Origin of the sequence: Micromonospora sp. NPDC049274, assembly GCF_040678875.1 — a bacterium.
Taxonomy (GTDB): Bacteria; Actinomycetota; Actinomycetes; order Mycobacteriales; family Micromonosporaceae; genus Micromonospora.
Map to the genome: position 1 here is coordinate 151,548 of NZ_JBFAQS010000005.1, position 15,298 is coordinate 166,845.

The 15,298-nt window shown below is 73.2% G+C and carries 15 protein-coding genes and 2 tRNA genes; 10 read left to right on the forward strand and 7 right to left on the reverse strand.

All coding sequences use genetic code 11. The features are described from left to right. Positions 1–3: 3 nt before the first annotated feature. From AB0K10_RS11765 to AB0K10_RS11775, 3 genes are all read right to left on the reverse strand, one after another. Positions 4–726 (reverse strand): ABC transporter ATP-binding protein, encoded by a 723-nt coding sequence (locus AB0K10_RS11765; protein WP_363682442.1) that lies wholly within the window; start codon positions 724–726, stop codon positions 4–6. Next, complete coding sequence (locus tag AB0K10_RS11770; protein ID WP_363682444.1) at positions 723–1,655, reverse strand: ABC transporter ATP-binding protein; 933 nt, start codon at positions 1,653–1,655, stop codon at positions 723–725. Before AB0K10_RS11770 ends, AB0K10_RS11765 begins: the two co-directional genes overlap by 4 nt. A gap of 177 nt (positions 1,656–1,832) precedes the next feature. Then, on the reverse strand, positions 1,833–2,813 hold the full coding sequence (locus AB0K10_RS11775) for a DUF5937 family protein (RefSeq protein ID WP_363682446.1): 981 nt from the start codon (positions 2,811–2,813) through the stop codon (positions 1,833–1,835). Between the two features lie 70 nt (positions 2,814–2,883). Between AB0K10_RS11775 and AB0K10_RS11780 the strand changes: the two genes are divergently transcribed. Continuing rightward, the gene (locus AB0K10_RS11780; protein ID WP_363682448.1) at positions 2,884–3,699 is read left to right on the forward strand and encodes an isocitrate lyase/phosphoenolpyruvate mutase family protein; all 816 of its coding nucleotides are present in this window, start codon (positions 2,884–2,886) and stop codon (positions 3,697–3,699) included. Positions 3,700–3,835: 136 nt separating this feature from the next. On the opposite strand, the gene AB0K10_RS11785 is transcribed toward AB0K10_RS11780, so the two are convergent. Next, positions 3,836–4,108 (reverse strand): DUF6458 family protein, encoded by a 273-nt coding sequence (locus tag AB0K10_RS11785; RefSeq protein WP_363682450.1) that lies wholly within the window; start codon positions 4,106–4,108, stop codon positions 3,836–3,838. 149 nt (positions 4,109–4,257) lie between these two features. On the opposite strand from AB0K10_RS11785, the gene AB0K10_RS11790 reads away from it, so the two are divergent. The 4 genes from AB0K10_RS11790 to AB0K10_RS11805 all read left to right on the forward strand — a co-directional run bounded on the left by AB0K10_RS11790 (position 4,258) and on the right by AB0K10_RS11805 (position 6,376). Next, positions 4,258–4,330: transfer RNA gene (locus AB0K10_RS11790), tRNA-Gly, on the forward strand. A 48-nt stretch (positions 4,331–4,378) separates the two neighbouring features. After that, positions 4,379–4,453: transfer RNA gene (locus tag AB0K10_RS11795), tRNA-Val, on the forward strand. A 112-nt stretch (positions 4,454–4,565) separates the two neighbouring features. Further along, on the forward strand, positions 4,566–5,216 hold the full coding sequence (locus AB0K10_RS11800; RefSeq protein ID WP_363682452.1) for a TOPRIM nucleotidyl transferase/hydrolase domain-containing protein: 651 nt from the start codon (positions 4,566–4,568) through the stop codon (positions 5,214–5,216). Positions 5,217–5,365: 149 nt separating this feature from the next. Next, positions 5,366–6,376 carry an NAD-dependent epimerase/dehydratase family protein gene (locus AB0K10_RS11805; protein ID WP_363682453.1) on the forward strand — a complete coding sequence of 337 codons (1,011 nt, stop codon included), beginning with the start codon at positions 5,366–5,368 and terminating at the stop codon, positions 6,374–6,376. Positions 6,377–6,470: 94 nt separating this feature from the next. Here AB0K10_RS11805 and AB0K10_RS11810 read toward each other — a convergent pair whose 3' ends face one another. The 3 genes from AB0K10_RS11810 to AB0K10_RS11820 form a co-directional block, all read right to left on the reverse strand. Beyond that, positions 6,471–7,316: a universal stress protein gene (locus AB0K10_RS11810; RefSeq protein ID WP_363682455.1), complete on the reverse strand. Its 846-nt coding sequence runs from the start codon at positions 7,314–7,316 to the stop codon at positions 6,471–6,473. A 10-nt stretch (positions 7,317–7,326) separates the two neighbouring features. After that, on the reverse strand, positions 7,327–9,720 hold the full coding sequence (locus AB0K10_RS11815) for a phosphoketolase family protein (protein ID WP_363682457.1): 2,394 nt from the start codon (positions 9,718–9,720) through the stop codon (positions 7,327–7,329). A gap of 67 nt (positions 9,721–9,787) precedes the next feature. Further along, entirely contained in the window at positions 9,788–10,648 is an 861-nt protein-coding gene (locus tag AB0K10_RS11820) for a universal stress protein (RefSeq protein WP_363682459.1), read from the reverse strand. A 177-nt stretch (positions 10,649–10,825) separates the two neighbouring features. Here AB0K10_RS11820 and AB0K10_RS11825 point away from each other — a divergent pair, with 177 nt between their 5' ends. From AB0K10_RS11825 to AB0K10_RS11845, 5 genes are all read left to right on the forward strand, one after another. Beyond that, on the forward strand, positions 10,826–11,062 hold the full coding sequence (locus AB0K10_RS11825; RefSeq protein ID WP_007457155.1) for an HTH domain-containing protein: 237 nt from the start codon (positions 10,826–10,828) through the stop codon (positions 11,060–11,062). Beyond that, positions 11,062–11,640, forward strand: a complete 579-nt coding sequence (locus tag AB0K10_RS11830) for a Clp protease N-terminal domain-containing protein (protein ID WP_363682931.1) — start codon at positions 11,062–11,064, stop codon at positions 11,638–11,640. The genes AB0K10_RS11825 and AB0K10_RS11830 overlap by 1 nt, the downstream gene beginning before the upstream one ends. Before the next feature lie 93 nt (positions 11,641–11,733). Next, positions 11,734–12,738 (forward strand): diacylglycerol kinase family protein, encoded by a 1,005-nt coding sequence (locus AB0K10_RS11835; RefSeq protein WP_363682461.1) that lies wholly within the window; start codon positions 11,734–11,736, stop codon positions 12,736–12,738. Next, on the forward strand, positions 12,731–13,732 hold the full coding sequence (locus tag AB0K10_RS11840; protein WP_363682463.1) for a YihY/virulence factor BrkB family protein: 1,002 nt from the start codon (positions 12,731–12,733) through the stop codon (positions 13,730–13,732). Before AB0K10_RS11835 ends, AB0K10_RS11840 begins: the two co-directional genes overlap by 8 nt. A 70-nt stretch (positions 13,733–13,802) precedes the next feature. Then, positions 13,803–15,293 carry a phosphatase PAP2 family protein gene (locus AB0K10_RS11845; protein ID WP_363682465.1) on the forward strand — a complete coding sequence of 497 codons (1,491 nt, stop codon included), beginning with the start codon at positions 13,803–13,805 and terminating at the stop codon, positions 15,291–15,293. Positions 15,294–15,298: the final 5 nt, after the last annotated feature.

Below are 15,298 nucleotides of genomic sequence, written 5' to 3' on the forward strand. Positions count from 1 at the left end.
GCGTCACCGGGCGTCCGGCAGAGGCTCGCGCGGCTGCCCGGCAGCCTGCTCGTCGAGGTGCCCGTCGTGGATGCGGATCACCCGGTCAGCCAGGGCCATCATCACCGCGTCGTGCGTCGACACCACGACTGTGACGCCTTCGGATTCCACTATCCCGCGCAGCAGGGCCATCACCGACAGGCCGGTCTCGGCGTCCAGTTGCCCGGTCGGCTCGTCGGCGAGCAGGAGCTGGGGCGAGGCGGCCAGCGCGCGGGCGATCGCCACCCGCTGCTGCTGGCCGCCGGACAGCTCGGTCGGCCGCTGTTGGGCGTGGTCGGCCAGGCCGATCAGCTCCAGCAGCAACTCGACCCGCCGCTCGCGCTCGGCCGGGGCGACGCGGGCCAGCCGCAGCGGGGCGGCCACGTTCTCGGCGGCCGACAGCACCGGGATCAACCCGAAGCTCTGGAAGACGTACGACACCTTCTCGCGCCGCAGCCGGGACAGGCCGTCCTCGTCGAGCGCGGTGACGTCGGTGTCGTCGACGTGCACGGTGCCGGCGTCCGGGCGGTCCAGGCCGCCGAGGACGTTGAGAAGGGTGGTCTTGCCCGAGCCGGACCGGCCGACGAGCGCCACCATGGAACCGGCGGCCACGTCGAACGACACGCCGCGCAGGGCATGGACGACTGTCGGCCCGGTGCGGAAGCGCTTGTGCACACCGCGTACGCGAAGCAGCGGCTCGCCGCTCATTCGCCGCTTCCCGAGTCGGGGTGGATCGTGATGTGGTCGGTTTCCAGGGCCAGCCGAACCCGTCGGGTCAGGGCCAGTGCCTGGCGGAAGTCTCGGGGCACCTGGACGCGTCCGGCCCTGTCCATCACGGCGTACTCCTCGGCGATCGTGTGCGTGTCGCCCTCCGCGTCGGTGGTGGTGCGGCGCAGCACCTCGCTGCTGGTGCGCCCGTCCCGGATCGCGACGGTCCGTTCGACCTGGCCGCTGACCTCCGGGTCGTGGGTCACCACGACAACTGTGACGCCGTAGCGCCGGTTGACGTCCCGCAGGACGCCGAAGACCTCCGCGGACGTGGCGGCGTCCAGCTCGCCGGTCGGCTCGTCGGCGAGCAGGATCCGCGGCTGGTTGGCCAGTGCCACCGCGATCGCGACCCGCATCTGCTGCCCGCCGGAGAGTTGCCCGGGACGCCGATCGGCGCAGTCGGCGACACCGAGGCTGTCCAGCAGCTCGGCCGCGCGCTCCCGGCGCTCCTCCTTCGCCGTACGGGCCGCCGTCATGGGCAGGTCCACCATCTCCCGTGCGGTCAGGTAGGGGATCAGGTTGCTGGCCGTCTGCTGCCGTACGAACCCGACGGTGCGCCGCCGGTAGTCCACCCGGTCCGCGCGGGACATGGCCAGCAGATTCCACCTGTCGACCCGGACCCGCCCGGCGGTGGGGGAGTCGATGCCGGCCAGGATGGAGAGCAGTGTCGACTTGCCCGACCCGGAGGCGCCGACGATGGCGACCAGCTCACCGCTCTCCACGGCCAGGTCCAGGCCCTGCAACGCCTGCACCTCGATCGAACCGGTCTGGTAGATCCGCACCAGGTTCTCGCAGACGATGAGCGCGTCCCGGCCGAACTCGGGCGCCCGCGCGGTGGGTTGCGGCAGGGACAGCGGTGTACGGGACATTCCCTCTCCGTCCGCATGCGTCAGGGGCCTCGATTGCCGTGCTGACGCAGATTGAAGCAGCTTCGCGTATCGGCGGCTTCGTTGACCATGCCCCTGCGCGGCTTTCCTGCATCCTGGGCGAGGGTCTGGCGGCGCGGGGACGGTGCCGGCCGCGTACCGGGGTCGCCCGGTCGACGTCTACGCGGTCGCCGAGAGCAAAGCCTCCGCGAGGTCGGTGCGGGCGCTGAGCAGCGTCCGGCCCCGACGGTGGGTCACCACCAGACCGGCCGCGCGCAACGCGGTGAGATGCTGGGAGACGCCGCCGGGTGACATCCCGCTGCGCCGGGCCAGCTCGGTGGTACTCACCGGCCCGGTCAGTTCGGCGAGCAGCCGGGCCCGTCCGCGCCCGAGGACGGCGGCCAGCGCGTCCGGGACGCCGTTCGGCCGCTCCCAGAGGGTGCCCAGCCCACGGGCGGGGTAGGCGAGCTGCGGCGCGTCCCCGGTGGAGACGCTCAGCACCGACGGCCAGACGAATACCGACGGGACCAGCACCAGGCCCGGACCGTCCGCGACGTCCGGGGCCAGGCAGTGCCGCTGAGCGACGAGCAGGGTGTCGCCCTCCCACCGGACCTGCTGGTGCAGGTCGTTGAGGAGCACCGCCGCGCCGTCCTCGGCGAGCAGGCGCGCGCGTGCGGTGACGTCGGCGTCGAGCAGCAGCCGCAGCCGTGGCCAGTGCGGGGCCAGGGCGATCCGCCAGTACGTCTCGATCTCCGCACTCAGCCGGCGCAGCCCGGCCGGCGGGTCGGCGTACAGGGCGGAGAGCGCCGGCGTGCGCTCGCCCGGGTACAGGTCCAGGTGTGCCCGGACGGTGTCGGCCGGGGTGGCGCGCAGGGCGGCCAGTTCGGCGGCCAGGTCCGGGATGAGACCGACGGGCGGCGGGGTGAGGAAGTCGGCCAGGTAGCCCGGCGGGACCGGCACCAGCTGCCAGAGCAACGCGTCGTCCGCCTCGATCACTGCCGCCTCGGCCAGCGGTTGTCGTACCCGGCGGACCCAGGGCAGGTGGACGGCGTGGTCCCCGGGGTCGCGCAGCACCCGGACGCTCGCGACGACCTCCCACAGGCAGGAGACGGCGAACCGGATGCGGGCGACGGCGCCCGCCGACATGCTGATGGCGACCACGGCACCCCCGGTGGTTTCAGCTGACGCTAAAACATTACCGGCGGCCGCGGGTCCGGCCGAGACTTGCCGCGTGAGCGAACACCACACCCGAGCCGAACTCTTCCGATCCCTGCACACCCCCGGGTCGCCCCTGGTCCTGGTCAACGCCTGGGACGCCGCGAGCGCCCGCGTCGTGGCGGCCGCCGGCGTCCGCGCGGTGGCCACCACCAGCGCCGGCGTCGCCTGGAGTCTCGGTGCGCCCGACGGTGACATTCTCGGCCGCGACGCGGCCGTGGACCTGGTCCGCCGGATAACCGCCTCGGCGGCGCTGCCGGTCACCGCGGACATCGAGTCCGGGTACGGGGAGACACCCGCGGAGGTCGGCGTGACCGCCCGAGCCGTGCTGGACGCCGGCGCCGTCGGCGTGAACATCGAGGACGCCCAACGTACGGACGGCCCGCCGTTGCGCGACGTGCCCGACCAGTGCGCCCGCATCGGCGCGGCGCGGGGCGCGGCCGACGCGGCGGGCCTGCCGCTCTTCGTCAACGCCCGGATCGACACGTTCCTCAGCGGCGCCGGGGGCGTCGACGAGACGGTGGCCCGGGCCACCGCCTATCTCGCCGCCGGCGCGGACGGCATCTTCGTGCCCGGGGTGGTCGACCCGGTGACCATCCGCGCGCTGGTGCAGGCGGTGCCGGCGCCGCTGAACGTCCTCGCCGGGCCGGGTGCGCCGGCGGTGGGGGAGCTGGCCCGACTGGGGGTGGCGCGGGTGAGCCTCGGCTCGTCGATCGCGCAAGCCGCGTACGCGGTCGCCCGCCGGGCGGCGGACGAGGCCCTCGGCACGGGCACGTACGGCGCGCTGGCCGACGCCCTCGACTACGGCACGCTCAACGCCCTCATGCGCTAAACGGGCGGGCCAGGTCGGGCTCGGAGCCGGCGCCTCCCGTGGCGCACGGGGGCCAGGGAAGACTCCGGGCCGGCCGCCTCTGTCGAGGTGGCCGGCCCGGGCTCGCCTGCTCCGTCAGCGGTGGCCCATGCTCGCGTCACAGCGGCGGGGCGATGTCCCGCCGCTCCTCGACCCGGCGGTACTCCACCGGCTCCTCGACCTGGCGGTACTCCACCGGCTGCTCGGTGGCGACGGGGACCGCCTGGCGGCGGCGACCCCAGATCAGCGTGGTCATGATCAGGCCGAGCACGCCGGCCGCCATCAGGATCCAGCCGACCACGTCGAGGTTGATGCCGCCGACGTCAGCGTCCAGGGCGAAGGTGAGGATCGCGCCGAGCGCGATCAGGAAGATGCTGGTGCCGATACCCACGACAGCCTCCTTAGGGGGGTGTGGTGCGCTGTCGAGGTCTCTCAGTACCCCGGTGGCGACCTGCGCAATCGCCGCAGCCCAGGGTCGCGTGCCCGCCGATCTTGGCATCGGGTAGAGTTTGCCGCGTCGCCGACGTTCGTCGGGGACGTGCGGACGTAGCGCAGCTGGTAGCGCATCACCTTGCCAAGGTGAGGGTCGCGGGTTCGAATCCCGTCGTCCGCTCGCGATCCGCCTCGACGGGCCTGAGTGCCCGGGCCGGGCGGAAACCACGGGCGATTGGCGCAGTGGGAGCGCGCTTCCTTGACACGGAAGAGGTCACTGGTTCAAACCCAGTATCGCCCACCAGGAAAACGGCTCGTCATCGACATCGGTGGCGAGCCGTCGTGCGTCTGACACCGATCTGACGCCCGCCAATTCCGGTGGCGGGGCGGGGTCGCTCGTTGGGAGACTCGGTGCCGTGCGAGAGCCGGACCGCTTCCGAGCCGCCGTACGCCTCTGGGCGGCTGGCGGTCCCGATGCGGCGACTGCTGCCGGCGTGGCCCGGGAACTGGTTGCCGGCCTGCACGCCGTCGTGCTCGTCGAGGGCGTCAGCGACCAGCGCGCGGTGGAGGCGCTGGCGGAGCGACGGCGTCGCGACCTGGCCGCCGAGGGTGTGTGCGTGGTGCCGCTCGGGGGCGCGATGAGCGTCGGTCGGTACCTGCGGCTCTTCGGGGCGCACGGCCTCGCCGTGAGCGTCCGAGGGCTGTGCGACGAGGCCGAGGAGGGCTTCTTCCGACGGGGCCTGGAACAGGCGGGCCTCGGCGTCGGCCTGACGCGGTCGGCGATGGAGGTGCTCGGCTTCCACGTGTGCGTGACCGACCTGGAGGACGAACTGATCCGGGCGCTCGGCAGCGACGGCGTCGAACGGGTCATCGCGGAGCAGGGCGACCTGGATCGGTTGCGGGTCTTCCAGAACCAGCCCGCCCAGCGTGGACGGTCGATCGAGCGGCAACTGCGTCGCTTCCTGGGCACGATGAGTGGCCGTAAGGCCCGGTACGCGGGGGCGCTCGTGCGTGCTCTCGAGCCGGGCGCCGTGCCCCGCCCGCTGGACCGGCTGCTCGCCGGCTGACCGGCCCGAACCCGGATGGTCGACCCGACCCGGCCGGACCGAGCGGATTCCGGCCGCGCCCGGGTGTCGGCGCGGGTTCTGCCGAGGGCAGATCCGCTCGCGGTGAACAGGAGCACCGCCCGCCGCCCCGATCCGGCAGGGTGGAGCACATGAGACTGCTGGTGTTGGGTGGTACGGGTTTCGTGGGCGGCGCGACGGTCACCGAGGGAGTACGCCGGGGCTGGTCGGTGACGGTGTTCAACCGGGGGCTGCACGGGTCGATCCCGCCCGGCGTACACCGGTTGCGGGGTGATCGGACCGCGCCCGACGGCCTCGCCGCGCTGGCCGGCGGCGAGTGGGACGTGGTGGTGGACACCTGGGACGGCGCGCCGCGCGCCGCCCGTGACGCGGCCCGCGCGCTCGTCGACGCGGTCGGGCACTTCGTGTACGTGTCGAGCGGTTCGGTCTACGCCGACCCGGTGGTGCCCGGCTCGGACGAGACAGCACCGGTGGCCGACGGCGATCCGGACGCTGTCGACGGCGACTACCAGCACCTCAAGGCCGGGGCGGAGCGGGCGGTGCGGGAGGTCTTCGGGAACCGCGCGCTGATCGCCCGGGCCGGGCTGATCCTCGGTCCGGGCGAGGACATCGGCCGGCTGCCCTGGTGGCTGAACCGGATCGCGCGGGGCGGCGACGTGCTCGCCCCCGGGCCGGCGGAGTTGCCGATCCAGTGCATCGACGTGCGCGACCTGGCCAGCTGGATGCTGGACCAGGGCGAGCGGGGGCAGGGCGGCACGTTCAACGCGATAAGCCGTCCCGGGCACTCCACGATGGGTGAGCTGCTCGACGAGTGCGTGGCGGTCACCGGCTCCGACGCCCGGCTGCGGTGGACCGACCCCGAGCCGATCCTCGCCGCCGGTGTGGAGCCGTGGAACGACCTGCCGATCTGGTTGCCGCTCGGGCATCCGTACCGCTGGCTGCTGGAGCGGGACACCAGCCGGGCCCACGCGGCGGGGTTGACCTGTCGGCCGGTGCCCGAGACGGTGGCGGACACGTGGCGGTGGCTGCGGGAGGTCGGCGCCGTCCCGCCGCGCGCCGGCAGACCCGGCCGCGGTTCGGTCGGCCTGGACCCGGCCCGGGAGGCCGCGCTGCTCGCCGCCGCGGAGTCGGCGGCGGGCTGACCGGCGGCGTCCCTCGGTGCGTGGCCGCTCCCGCCGGCGCGGGTCGTGCAGGGGCCCGTACGTCTCGACCGCCGACTCTTCCGCCCGGTCGGTCTCAGCGTTCCCGGACCACTGCGACCGGGCAGCCGGCGTGCTGGATCACCTGCTGGCTGACCGAACCGAGCAGCATCCCCGCCAGGCCGCCCCGGCCACGGCTGCCGACCACCACCAACTGCGTCGACCGGCTCGCCTCGATGAGCATCGCCGCCGGGTTGCCTCCGACCACGTCGACGGTCATGCTCAGCTCGGGATACGTCCGCCGCCACGGCTCCAGCGTCTCCTGCACGGCCGCCCGCTCGTCCGGCACGCCGGCCGCCCCGCCGGGGCCGGGCGTCCACGCGTGCAGCACCCGTAGCGGAACCCGTCGCTGGGCCGCCCGTTCCGCCGCGAAGCCGAGCGCCACCAGCGACGGCTCCGAACCGTCCACACCGACCGCCACCGGCGCGTCCGGCCCGCCCGCCGTTCCGTCGCGGACCACCACGACCGGGCAGTGCGCGTGCGCGGCGACAGCCACCGCCGTCGACCCGGCCAGCAGCCCGCCGAACCCACCGTGGCCCCGGCTGCCGAGCACCAACAGCCCCGCGTCGGCGGAGCGCTCCTGCAACACCAGGGCGGGAGGCCCGTCGTACACCTCGCCGGTGATCGTCAGGCCGGGATGCGCGGCGGCGGCGGCCGCCGCGGCCTTGCGGACCAGGTCGTCGACCTGCCGCCGGGCGGTGTCGTCCGGCCAGACTCCGGGCGCCACGCCCGGACCGACCCAACTGGCCACCGTCAGCCATTCGAAGACGTACGCCAGCCGCACCGGCTGGCCGCTGCGCTCGGCCTCGGTCAGCGCCCAGTCCAGGGCCACCGACGCGTCGGTGGAGCCGTCGTAGCCGACCAGGATCTCCGCGTCCCGCACGTCGTCCTCCTCAGGGGTTGGTCGGGTCGGTCTCGCGGACCCAGCGCCACTCGGCGACCCGGGGGTCGTCCTCGCCGTGCTCGCGGGTGTAGTCGCGGGCGGCCTGGCGGGCGTCGACCATCTGCTGACGCAGGTGCGCGGCGCGGGCGCCCAGGCCGGGCACCCGGTCGATGACGTCGATGACCAGGTGGAACCGGTCCAGGTCGTTGAGCATCACCATGTCGAACGGGGTGGTGGTGGTGCCCTCCTCCTTGTAGCCGCGCACGTGCAGGTTGTCGTGGTTGGAGCGGCGGTAGGTCAGACGGTGGATCAGCCACGGATAGCCGTGGTAGGCGAAGATGACCGGCCGGTCCGCGGTGAAGATGGTGTCGAACTCCTTGTCCGGCAGGCCGTGCGGATGCTCGGTGTCCGGCTGCAGACGCATCAGGTCGACCACGTTCACCAGTCGCACCTTCAGCTCGGGCAGATGCTCGCGCAGCAGCTCGGTGGCGGCAAGCGTCTCCAGGGTGGGCACGTCACCGCAGCAGGCCAGGACGACGTCCGGTTCGCTGCCGCCGTCGCTGCTGGCCCACTCCCAGATGCCCAGCCCCCGGCGGGTGTGCTGGATCGCCTCGGTCATCGTCAGCCAGTTCGGTGCCGGCTGCTTACCGGCCACCACCACGTTTATGTAGTGCCGGCTGCGCAGGCAGTGGTCCATGGTGGAGAGCAGGGTGTTGGCGTCCGGTGGCAGGTAGACCCGCACCACCTCGGCCTTCTTGTTGACCACGTGGTCGATGAAGCCCGGGTCCTGGTGCGAGAAGCCGTTGTGGTCCTGGCGCCACACGTGGCTGGACAGCAGGTAGTTCAGCGAGGCGAGGGGCTGCCGCCAGGGGATCGCCCGGGTCACCTTCAACCACTTGGCGTGCTGGTTGAGCATCGAGTCGACGATGTGGATGAACGCCTCGTAGCTGGTGAACACGCCGTGCCGGCCGGTCAGCAGGTAACCCTCCAGCCAGCCCTGGCACAGGTGCTCGGAGAGCACCTCCATGACCCGGCCGTCGGGGGAGAGGTGGTCGTCGCCGGGGACCGTGGCGCCCATCCAGGCCCGGTCGGTCACCTCGAAGGCGGCGCCCAACCGGTTGGACGCGACCTCGTCCGGGCCGAACAGTCGGAACGACTGCGGGTTGGCGCTGATCACGTCGCGGATCCACGGGCCGAGCACCCCGGTCGCGCCGGCCATCGGCTGACCCGGCTCCGGGACGTCCACGCCGTAGCCGCGGAAGTCGGGCAGGGCCAGATCACGCAGGACCACTCCGCCGTTGGTGACCGGGTTGGCGCTCATCCGCCGGTCACCGCGTGGCGGCAGCGTCCGCAGCTCGTCGACAGGGGCGCCGGTGGCGTCGAACAGCTCCTCCGGCCGGTAGCTGCGCAGCCAGTGTTCCAGCTCGGCCAGGTGCGCGGGGTTGTCGCGGACGCCCGACAGGGGCACCTGGTGCGCCCGGTACGTGCCCTCCACCTGGGTGCCGTCGACCTCGCGGGGACCCGTCCAGCCCTTCGGTGTCCGCAGCACGATCATCGGCCAGCGGGGCCGCTCGACGACGCCTGTGGAGCGCGCCCGGCGCTGGATCGCGGCGATCTCGTCAAGCGCCCGGTCCATCGTGGCGGCGAGCGTGCGGTGCACCACGGGCGGATCGTCGCCGGACACCACGTACGGCTGGTAGCCGGAGCCCCGCAGGATGCCGAGCAGGTCCGCCTCGGGGATCCGGGACAGCACGGTCGGGTTGGCGATCTTGTAACCGTTGAGGTGCAGGATGGGCAGCACCGCGCCGTCGCGGGCCGGATTGAGGAAGACGGTGGAGAGCCAGCTGCCGGCCAGCGGCCCGGTCTCCGCCTCACCGTCGCCGACCACGCAGGCCACCACGAGGTCCGGGTGGTCGAACGCGGCGCCGTAGGCGTGGCTCAGGGCGTACCCCAGCTCGCCGCCCTCGTGGATCGAGCCCGGCACGTCCGCCGCGACGTGGCTGGGGATGCCGCCGGGGAAGGAGAACTGTCGGAACAGCCGGGCCATCCCGGCCTCGTCGCGGGCCACGTCGTGGTAGCGCTCCGACCAGGTGCCCTCCAGCCACGCGTTGGCCACGATGGCCGGGCCGCCGTGCCCCGGCCCGGTGACCAGCATGGCGTTGAGGTCACGGGCGACGATCACCCGGTTGAGGTGGGCGTAGATCAGGTTGAGCCCCGGGCTGGTGCCCCAGTGCCCGAGCAGCCGGGGCTTGATGTCGTCGCGGGTCAGCGGCTCGCGCAGCAGGGGATTGCCCAGCAGGTAGATCTGCCCGACGGTGAGGTAGTTCGCGGCACGCCAGTAGGCGTCCAGCCGGCGCAGCTCGTCGTCGGTGAGTGCGCGGTGCACGTCGAGAGCGGTGTCCATGATGCTGCCTCTCGCGGGTAACGGGTTAGTGTCCGGCGTCCAGCCTCGCCGCTGCCGCCGTGGCGGGTCAGGGCCGTTGGTCCCGGGCCGGTCGCGCGTCGGGTCCGGTGAGCGGCATCTCGGCCAGGCCGCGTACGACCACCACCGGGGCGGGGGAGTGGTAGAGCAGGGACTGGGCGACCGCGCCGAGCATGGCTCGTCCCGGTTCGTCGCCCCGGGCGGCGACCACCGCCAGTTGGGCCGACCGGGACGTGTCGACGAGCACCTGCCCGGGGTCGCCGCGGACGACCCGGCACTCGGTGGGCACCCCGGTGTGCCGGTCGGCGTGGCGGGCCAGGGCCTCGCTGAGCTGTTCGGCGACCGCGTCGGTGTCCTCGTCGCTCTCCACCACCCGCAGCGCCACGAGGCGGGCGTCGCGTCGGAAGGCGCACTCCACGGCCCAGCGCAGGGCGAGGTGTGAGCTGGGCGAGCCGTCCACCCCTACCAGGACCGGGCCCTGCGGCGGCGGTTCGCGGCGGACCACCAGCAGCGGGCAGTCGGCCCGCGCGGCCAACTGGACGGCGGCCGTCTCGGCCGGGACGCACTGGCCGCTGCCGGCCATTCCGCTGTCGCCGACCGCCAGCAGGAAGGCCGTCTCGGACCGGCGGATGAGGGTGGGCAGCAGGCCGCTCTCGACGATCTCGGCGCGCACGGTCAGACCGGGTTCGACCTGGTGGGCTAGCTGGGCGGCTCGGGTGATCAGGTCCTCGGCCCGGTCCCGGGGCGCGGCGACGGTATCCGCAGCGAAGGCCGCGTGCCAGTCGAAGGTGTGCACCACATGCAGGGGTCGGCCGTGCCCGGCGGCCTCCTGCGCGGCCTGCTCCACGACCGGAAGGTCAGCGTCCGAGCCGAGGCCGACCAGCACCTCCGCGTCGGCGGATACCGCCATCCGATATCACCTCCCGGGCGTCGCGCCCGGCACGACCGCGCTGTCTCCTGACCGAGGGTAGTCGGATGAGCACGATGGCGGTGTGGGTTCTCGGCGGTGGTCAGCACATCGGCGGCGAGGCGGCCGGAACGTCAACAAAGGTTGACAGGAGTGGCGGTGTCAACGTATGTTGACGGCATGAGTCAGGCGACGGAACTCGCGGCGGCAGCCGGCAGCACCGACCCCCGGGTCGGGCTGCGCGCCGTCCGCGCGCTGCGCCGGCTGCTCGAGCGACTCGAGGTGGTCCAGGTGGACAACGCCCGACGACAGGGCTGGTCCTGGCAGGAGATCGCCGATGCGCTCGAGGTCAGCCGGCAGGCGGTGCACAAGAAACACGCTGGGCGACCGGCGGTCAACTCATCCTGGGAGGCGTGATGTTCGAACGGTTCACCGACCGGGCGCGCGGCGTGGTGCGGCAGGCGCTGGAGGAGGCGCGGGCCGAGGGCCAGCGGCCGGTCGGCACCGAGCACCTGCTGCTCGCCCTCCTCGCCGACGAAGCCGGCCTGGCCAGCCGGGTGCTTACCGACGCCGGGGTGCGCGCCGACGACCTGCGCGAGCGGGTCCGGCGGCACACCGGCGGCGGCGGCGCCGGCCTCGGCGACGCGGACGCGGAGGCGCTGCGCGAGATCGGCATCGACCTGGCCGCCATCGTGGCCCGCATCGAGGAGTCCTTCGGCCCCGACGCGCTGCGCGAGGCCGTTCCGGCGCCGCGCCGCCGCTGGAGGCGTCGACGCTACCTGGGCGGGCCGTTCTCGCCCCGGTCCAAGAAGGCGCTGGAGCTGTCGCTGCGGGAGGCGCTGCGGCTGCGCCACAAGCACATCGGCACCGAGCACATCCTGCTCGGGGTGCTGCGGGAGGGCCACGGGCTGGGCGCGCTGGTGCTCACCGAAGCGGGCATCGACCTCGACGATCTGCGCCGACGGGTGGAGAGCGCGCTGCGCGCGGCGGCGTGACGGGCGCGTACGCGTTGAAACCTGTCTGTGGCACTTCCGACGCCGGCCGGGCACCGGGTCGCTGAAGGCGGCCCGGTGCTGCACACTGGCGCCGTGGATGCTGGACAGGACAGGCGCCCCTCAGGGGGCGACGGCGGGCTGCGCTCCGCCGTGGTGGTCAACCCGTCGAAGGTCGACGATCTCGACGAGCTGCGCCGCACCGTGCGCGACGCCCTGACCGCCGCCGGCTGGCCCGAGCCGCAGTGGTTCGAGACCACCGTCGACGACCCGGGTCGGGGCCAGACCGAGCAGGCCGTGAAGGCGGGCGTCGACCTGGTCTTCGCCTGCGGCGGCGACGGCACCGTGATGTCCTGCGTCAGCGGGCTCGTCGGCACCGACGTGGCCCTCGCCGTGCTGCCGCAGGGCACCGGCAACCTGCTCGCCGCGAATCTTGGCCTCTCCACCGACCTCGCGGCAGGCCTCCAGGTCGCCGTCGAACGCGGTCGGCGACTGCTCGACGTCGGCGCGGTGGAGAACCAGTACTTCACGGTCATGGCCGGCATGGGCTTCGACGCCCAGATGCTCGCCGCCACCAACGAGACCGCCAAGGCCCGCATCGGCTGGCCGGCGTACGTCGTGGGCGCCGCTCGGCACCTGCGGGACCGGCCGATGCGGGTGCAGATCCGCATCGACGACCGCCCGCCGGTGCGCCGACGGGCCCGCTCGGTGCTGATCGCCAACGTTGGCCGGCTCCAGGGCGGGGTCCGCCTGCTCACCGAGGCCGAACCGGACGACGGCTGGCTCGACGTCGCCGTGCTCACCCCGCGCAACCTGCGGCACTGGCTCGCGCTCGGCTGGGCGGTGGTCCGCCGCAACGGCCAGGTGCCGCAGATGGAGGTCTTCCGCGGCCGCCGTGTGGTGGTCACCAGCAACCGGGCCCAGCCCCGGGAGTTGGATGGCGACCTCATCGCGCCGAATCGACACCTGCGGGCCGAGATCCGGCCCAAGGCGCTCTGGCTCTGTGTCCCGCAGCCCGAGGACGCCCCCGACCTGGCCGTCGACGCGCAGGGCGCCGGGGAGCGGGGCGAGCAGCTGATCGAGGAAGCGCGCCGTGAGTAGCACCCGGATCGTGCCGGAGACCCGGCTGATGGCCAACGAGGAGCTGTCCGCCGACGACGCCTGGCACACACTGCGCCGCAAGGGCAGCTGGCACCTGCTGCGCGACGCGTTCATCAGGTTCCGCTACGGCGACGGCTTCAGCCACTCCCGCGCCTTCGCGTTGCAGCTCTGCCTCGCCGTGGTGCCGTTCCTGATCGCCCTCACCGGTCTGATCAGCGAGCTGGGTGTCGAGGAGGGCGGCCAGGTGGTCGCCGACACCGTGCTGGCGCTCACCCCGGGCCAGAGCGCGCAGGTGGTCGGCGAACTGCTCGGCGAGGGCGAACGCGTCGAGGACGCCGGAGAGCTGGCGCTAACCCTCGGTCTGCTCACCGGGCTGGTCGCGCTGACCACCACGATGGCCCAGATCGAGCGGGGCGCCAACCGCATCTACGGGGTCGAGCGGGACCGCCCGGCGTTGTGGAAATACCTGCGCGCGGCCGTGCTGGCCGTCACCGCCGGCCTGCCCGCGCTTGCCGGCTTCCTGATCCTCGTGGGCGGCGGGGCGATGGGCGACTCGGTCCGCAGGCACTACGAGTGGGGTGAGGTCGCCAACGGCATCTGGGACGTGGTCCGCTTCCCGCTGAGCCTCGGGCTGACCGTGCTCGCCGTGGCCGTGCTGTTCCGGCACGCGCCACGACGCAACCAGCCCGGCCTGTCCTGGCTGTTCTTCGGCGCGGGCATCGCCACGGCCCTGTGGTGGCTGGCAAGCCTGCTGCTCGCCGCGTACGTACGGTTCAGCGACGGCTTCGGCCAGACCTACGGCGCGCTCACCGGCATGATGGCGCTGCTGCTCTGGGCCAACCTCACCGGCATGGCGCTCTTCGGCGGGCTGGCCTTCGCCGCCCAACTGGAGGCGCTGCGCATCGGCGTGGAGGAGCCGGCGCAGCCCGACCTGTGGGAGCCCGAGGCCGACCGCGTCGAGCTCGTCGACACCGGGGACATGACGGCGCTCTGAGCGCTGCCGGGTGTACGCCTGACCCGGATCGGGTACAGCGCCTCGCCAGGTACGACAAGGGAGGTGCGGGGTGACCGCGGTCAAAGAGGTGGCTCGGCGTCCGATCGGTCATTTCGCCGAACGGAGCATCGCCGGCCTGGTGGCCGTCACCGGCGCCGGGGTGGCCTTCGGGCTGTTGTTGTTGCTCGTCCGGGTGCGATGGAGCCCGTTGCAGGACGCCGACCACTCGGTCGCCGAGTGGTTCAACTCGCTCGTGGCCCCGCACCACCCGCTGGTCACCGTGCTCCAGGCGGTTACCGACCTGGGCGGCCGACCGATCCTCATCTGGCTGGTCACCATCGCGGTGGTCGGGCTGCTGATCCGACGACAGCCCCGGCTGGCCGTCTACCTGATCATCACCGGGGTCGGTGGGCTGATCCTCGACCCGTCGCTCAAGACCCTCGTCGGTCGGCTCCGCCCGGTGGTGGACATCCCGGTCGCCAGCGCACCGGGCAACAGCTTCCCGAGCGGCCACGCGCTCGGCTCGTTCGTCGCGTATGGGGCGCTGCTGCTGGTGTTCCTGCCGGCGATGGCGCCGCGCTGGCGTAAGCCCGCGATCGTCGGCGTCGGCGTGCTGGTGGCGCTGATCGGGCTGACCCGGATCGCGCTGGGCGTGCACTTCGTCTCCGACGTGCTGGCCGGCTGGCTGCTCGGCGCCGTGTGGCTGGGCGTGACCGCGTACGCCTTCCGGCTGTGGCGGCGCGAGCGTGGCCGGCCGGTGCCGCCCCTGAGCGAGGGGCTGGAGCCGGAGGCCGGGCACGACATCGCCCCCGCCCCGGCCGAGGAGCACGTGCTGGCGCACCCCCGGTCGGCGGTGGCCGAGCTGCTGGTCGGCTGGGTGCTGGTGTTCGGTGCGCTGTACGGCTTCGGCACTTACGTCAGCTACTACGCCAAGGGCACCTTCTTCGACACCCTCGACACCGACGTGCCCCGCTGGTTCGCCGAGCGGCACACCGACGTGCTGACCGACGTGAGTTGGTGGTGGAGCAAGTTCGGGGACACCCACGCGATCCTGCTCATCTCGCTGGTGTTCTGCCCGCTGGTGCTGGCGGTGTGGCGGCGGTGGCGGCCGGTGCTGTTCGTGGCGCTGGCGATGGTCGGTGAGCTGACCCTCTTCCTCGCCTCGGCGCGGGCGGTCGACCGGCCACGGCCTCCGGTGGAGAACCTGGACGGCCAGATGCCCACCTCCTCGTTCCCGTCCGGGCACATCGCGGCGACGATCTGCGTCTGGCTGGCGATCACCCTCATCGTGTTCCCGCGTACCGACCGCTGGTGGCGGTGGGTCTTCGTGGCGCTGGCCGTGATCATGCCGGCCGGGGTGGCCACCTCACGGATGTACCGGGGGATGCACCACCCGACCGACTTCATGGGCGCGATCCTGCTCTCCGCCCTCTGGATCGGGCTGCTCTACCTCGTGATCCGCCCGAACGCCGACCTGTTGGAGGGCAACCAGCCGGCCATCGAGTCGGAGGACGTGGACACCCTCGACGACGAGCTGGCCCGCGCCGGCCGAGCCGACTGAGCGCC

Bases quoted from the DNA above. Each gene is read 5' to 3' on its own strand.
- AB0K10_RS11765 (WP_363682442.1), bottom strand. From the start codon at position 726: ATGAGCGGCGAGCCGCTGCTTCGCGTACGCGGTGTGCACAAGCGCTTC.
- AB0K10_RS11770 (WP_363682444.1), bottom strand. From the start codon at position 1,655: ATGTCCCGTACACCGCTGTCCCTGCCGCAACCCACCGCGCGGGCGCCC.
- AB0K10_RS11805 (WP_363682453.1), top strand. From the start codon at position 5,366: ATGAGACTGCTGGTGTTGGGTGGTACGGGTTTCGTGGGCGGCGCGACG.
- AB0K10_RS11815 (WP_363682457.1), bottom strand. From the start codon at position 9,720: ATGGACACCGCTCTCGACGTGCACCGCGCACTCACCGACGACGAGCTG.
- AB0K10_RS11820 (WP_363682459.1), bottom strand. From the start codon at position 10,648: ATGGCGGTATCCGCCGACGCGGAGGTGCTGGTCGGCCTCGGCTCGGAC.
- AB0K10_RS11825 (WP_007457155.1), top strand. From the start codon at position 10,826: ATGAGTCAGGCGACGGAACTCGCGGCGGCAGCCGGCAGCACCGACCCC.
- AB0K10_RS11830 (WP_363682931.1), top strand. From the start codon at position 11,062: ATGTTCGAACGGTTCACCGACCGGGCGCGCGGCGTGGTGCGGCAGGCG.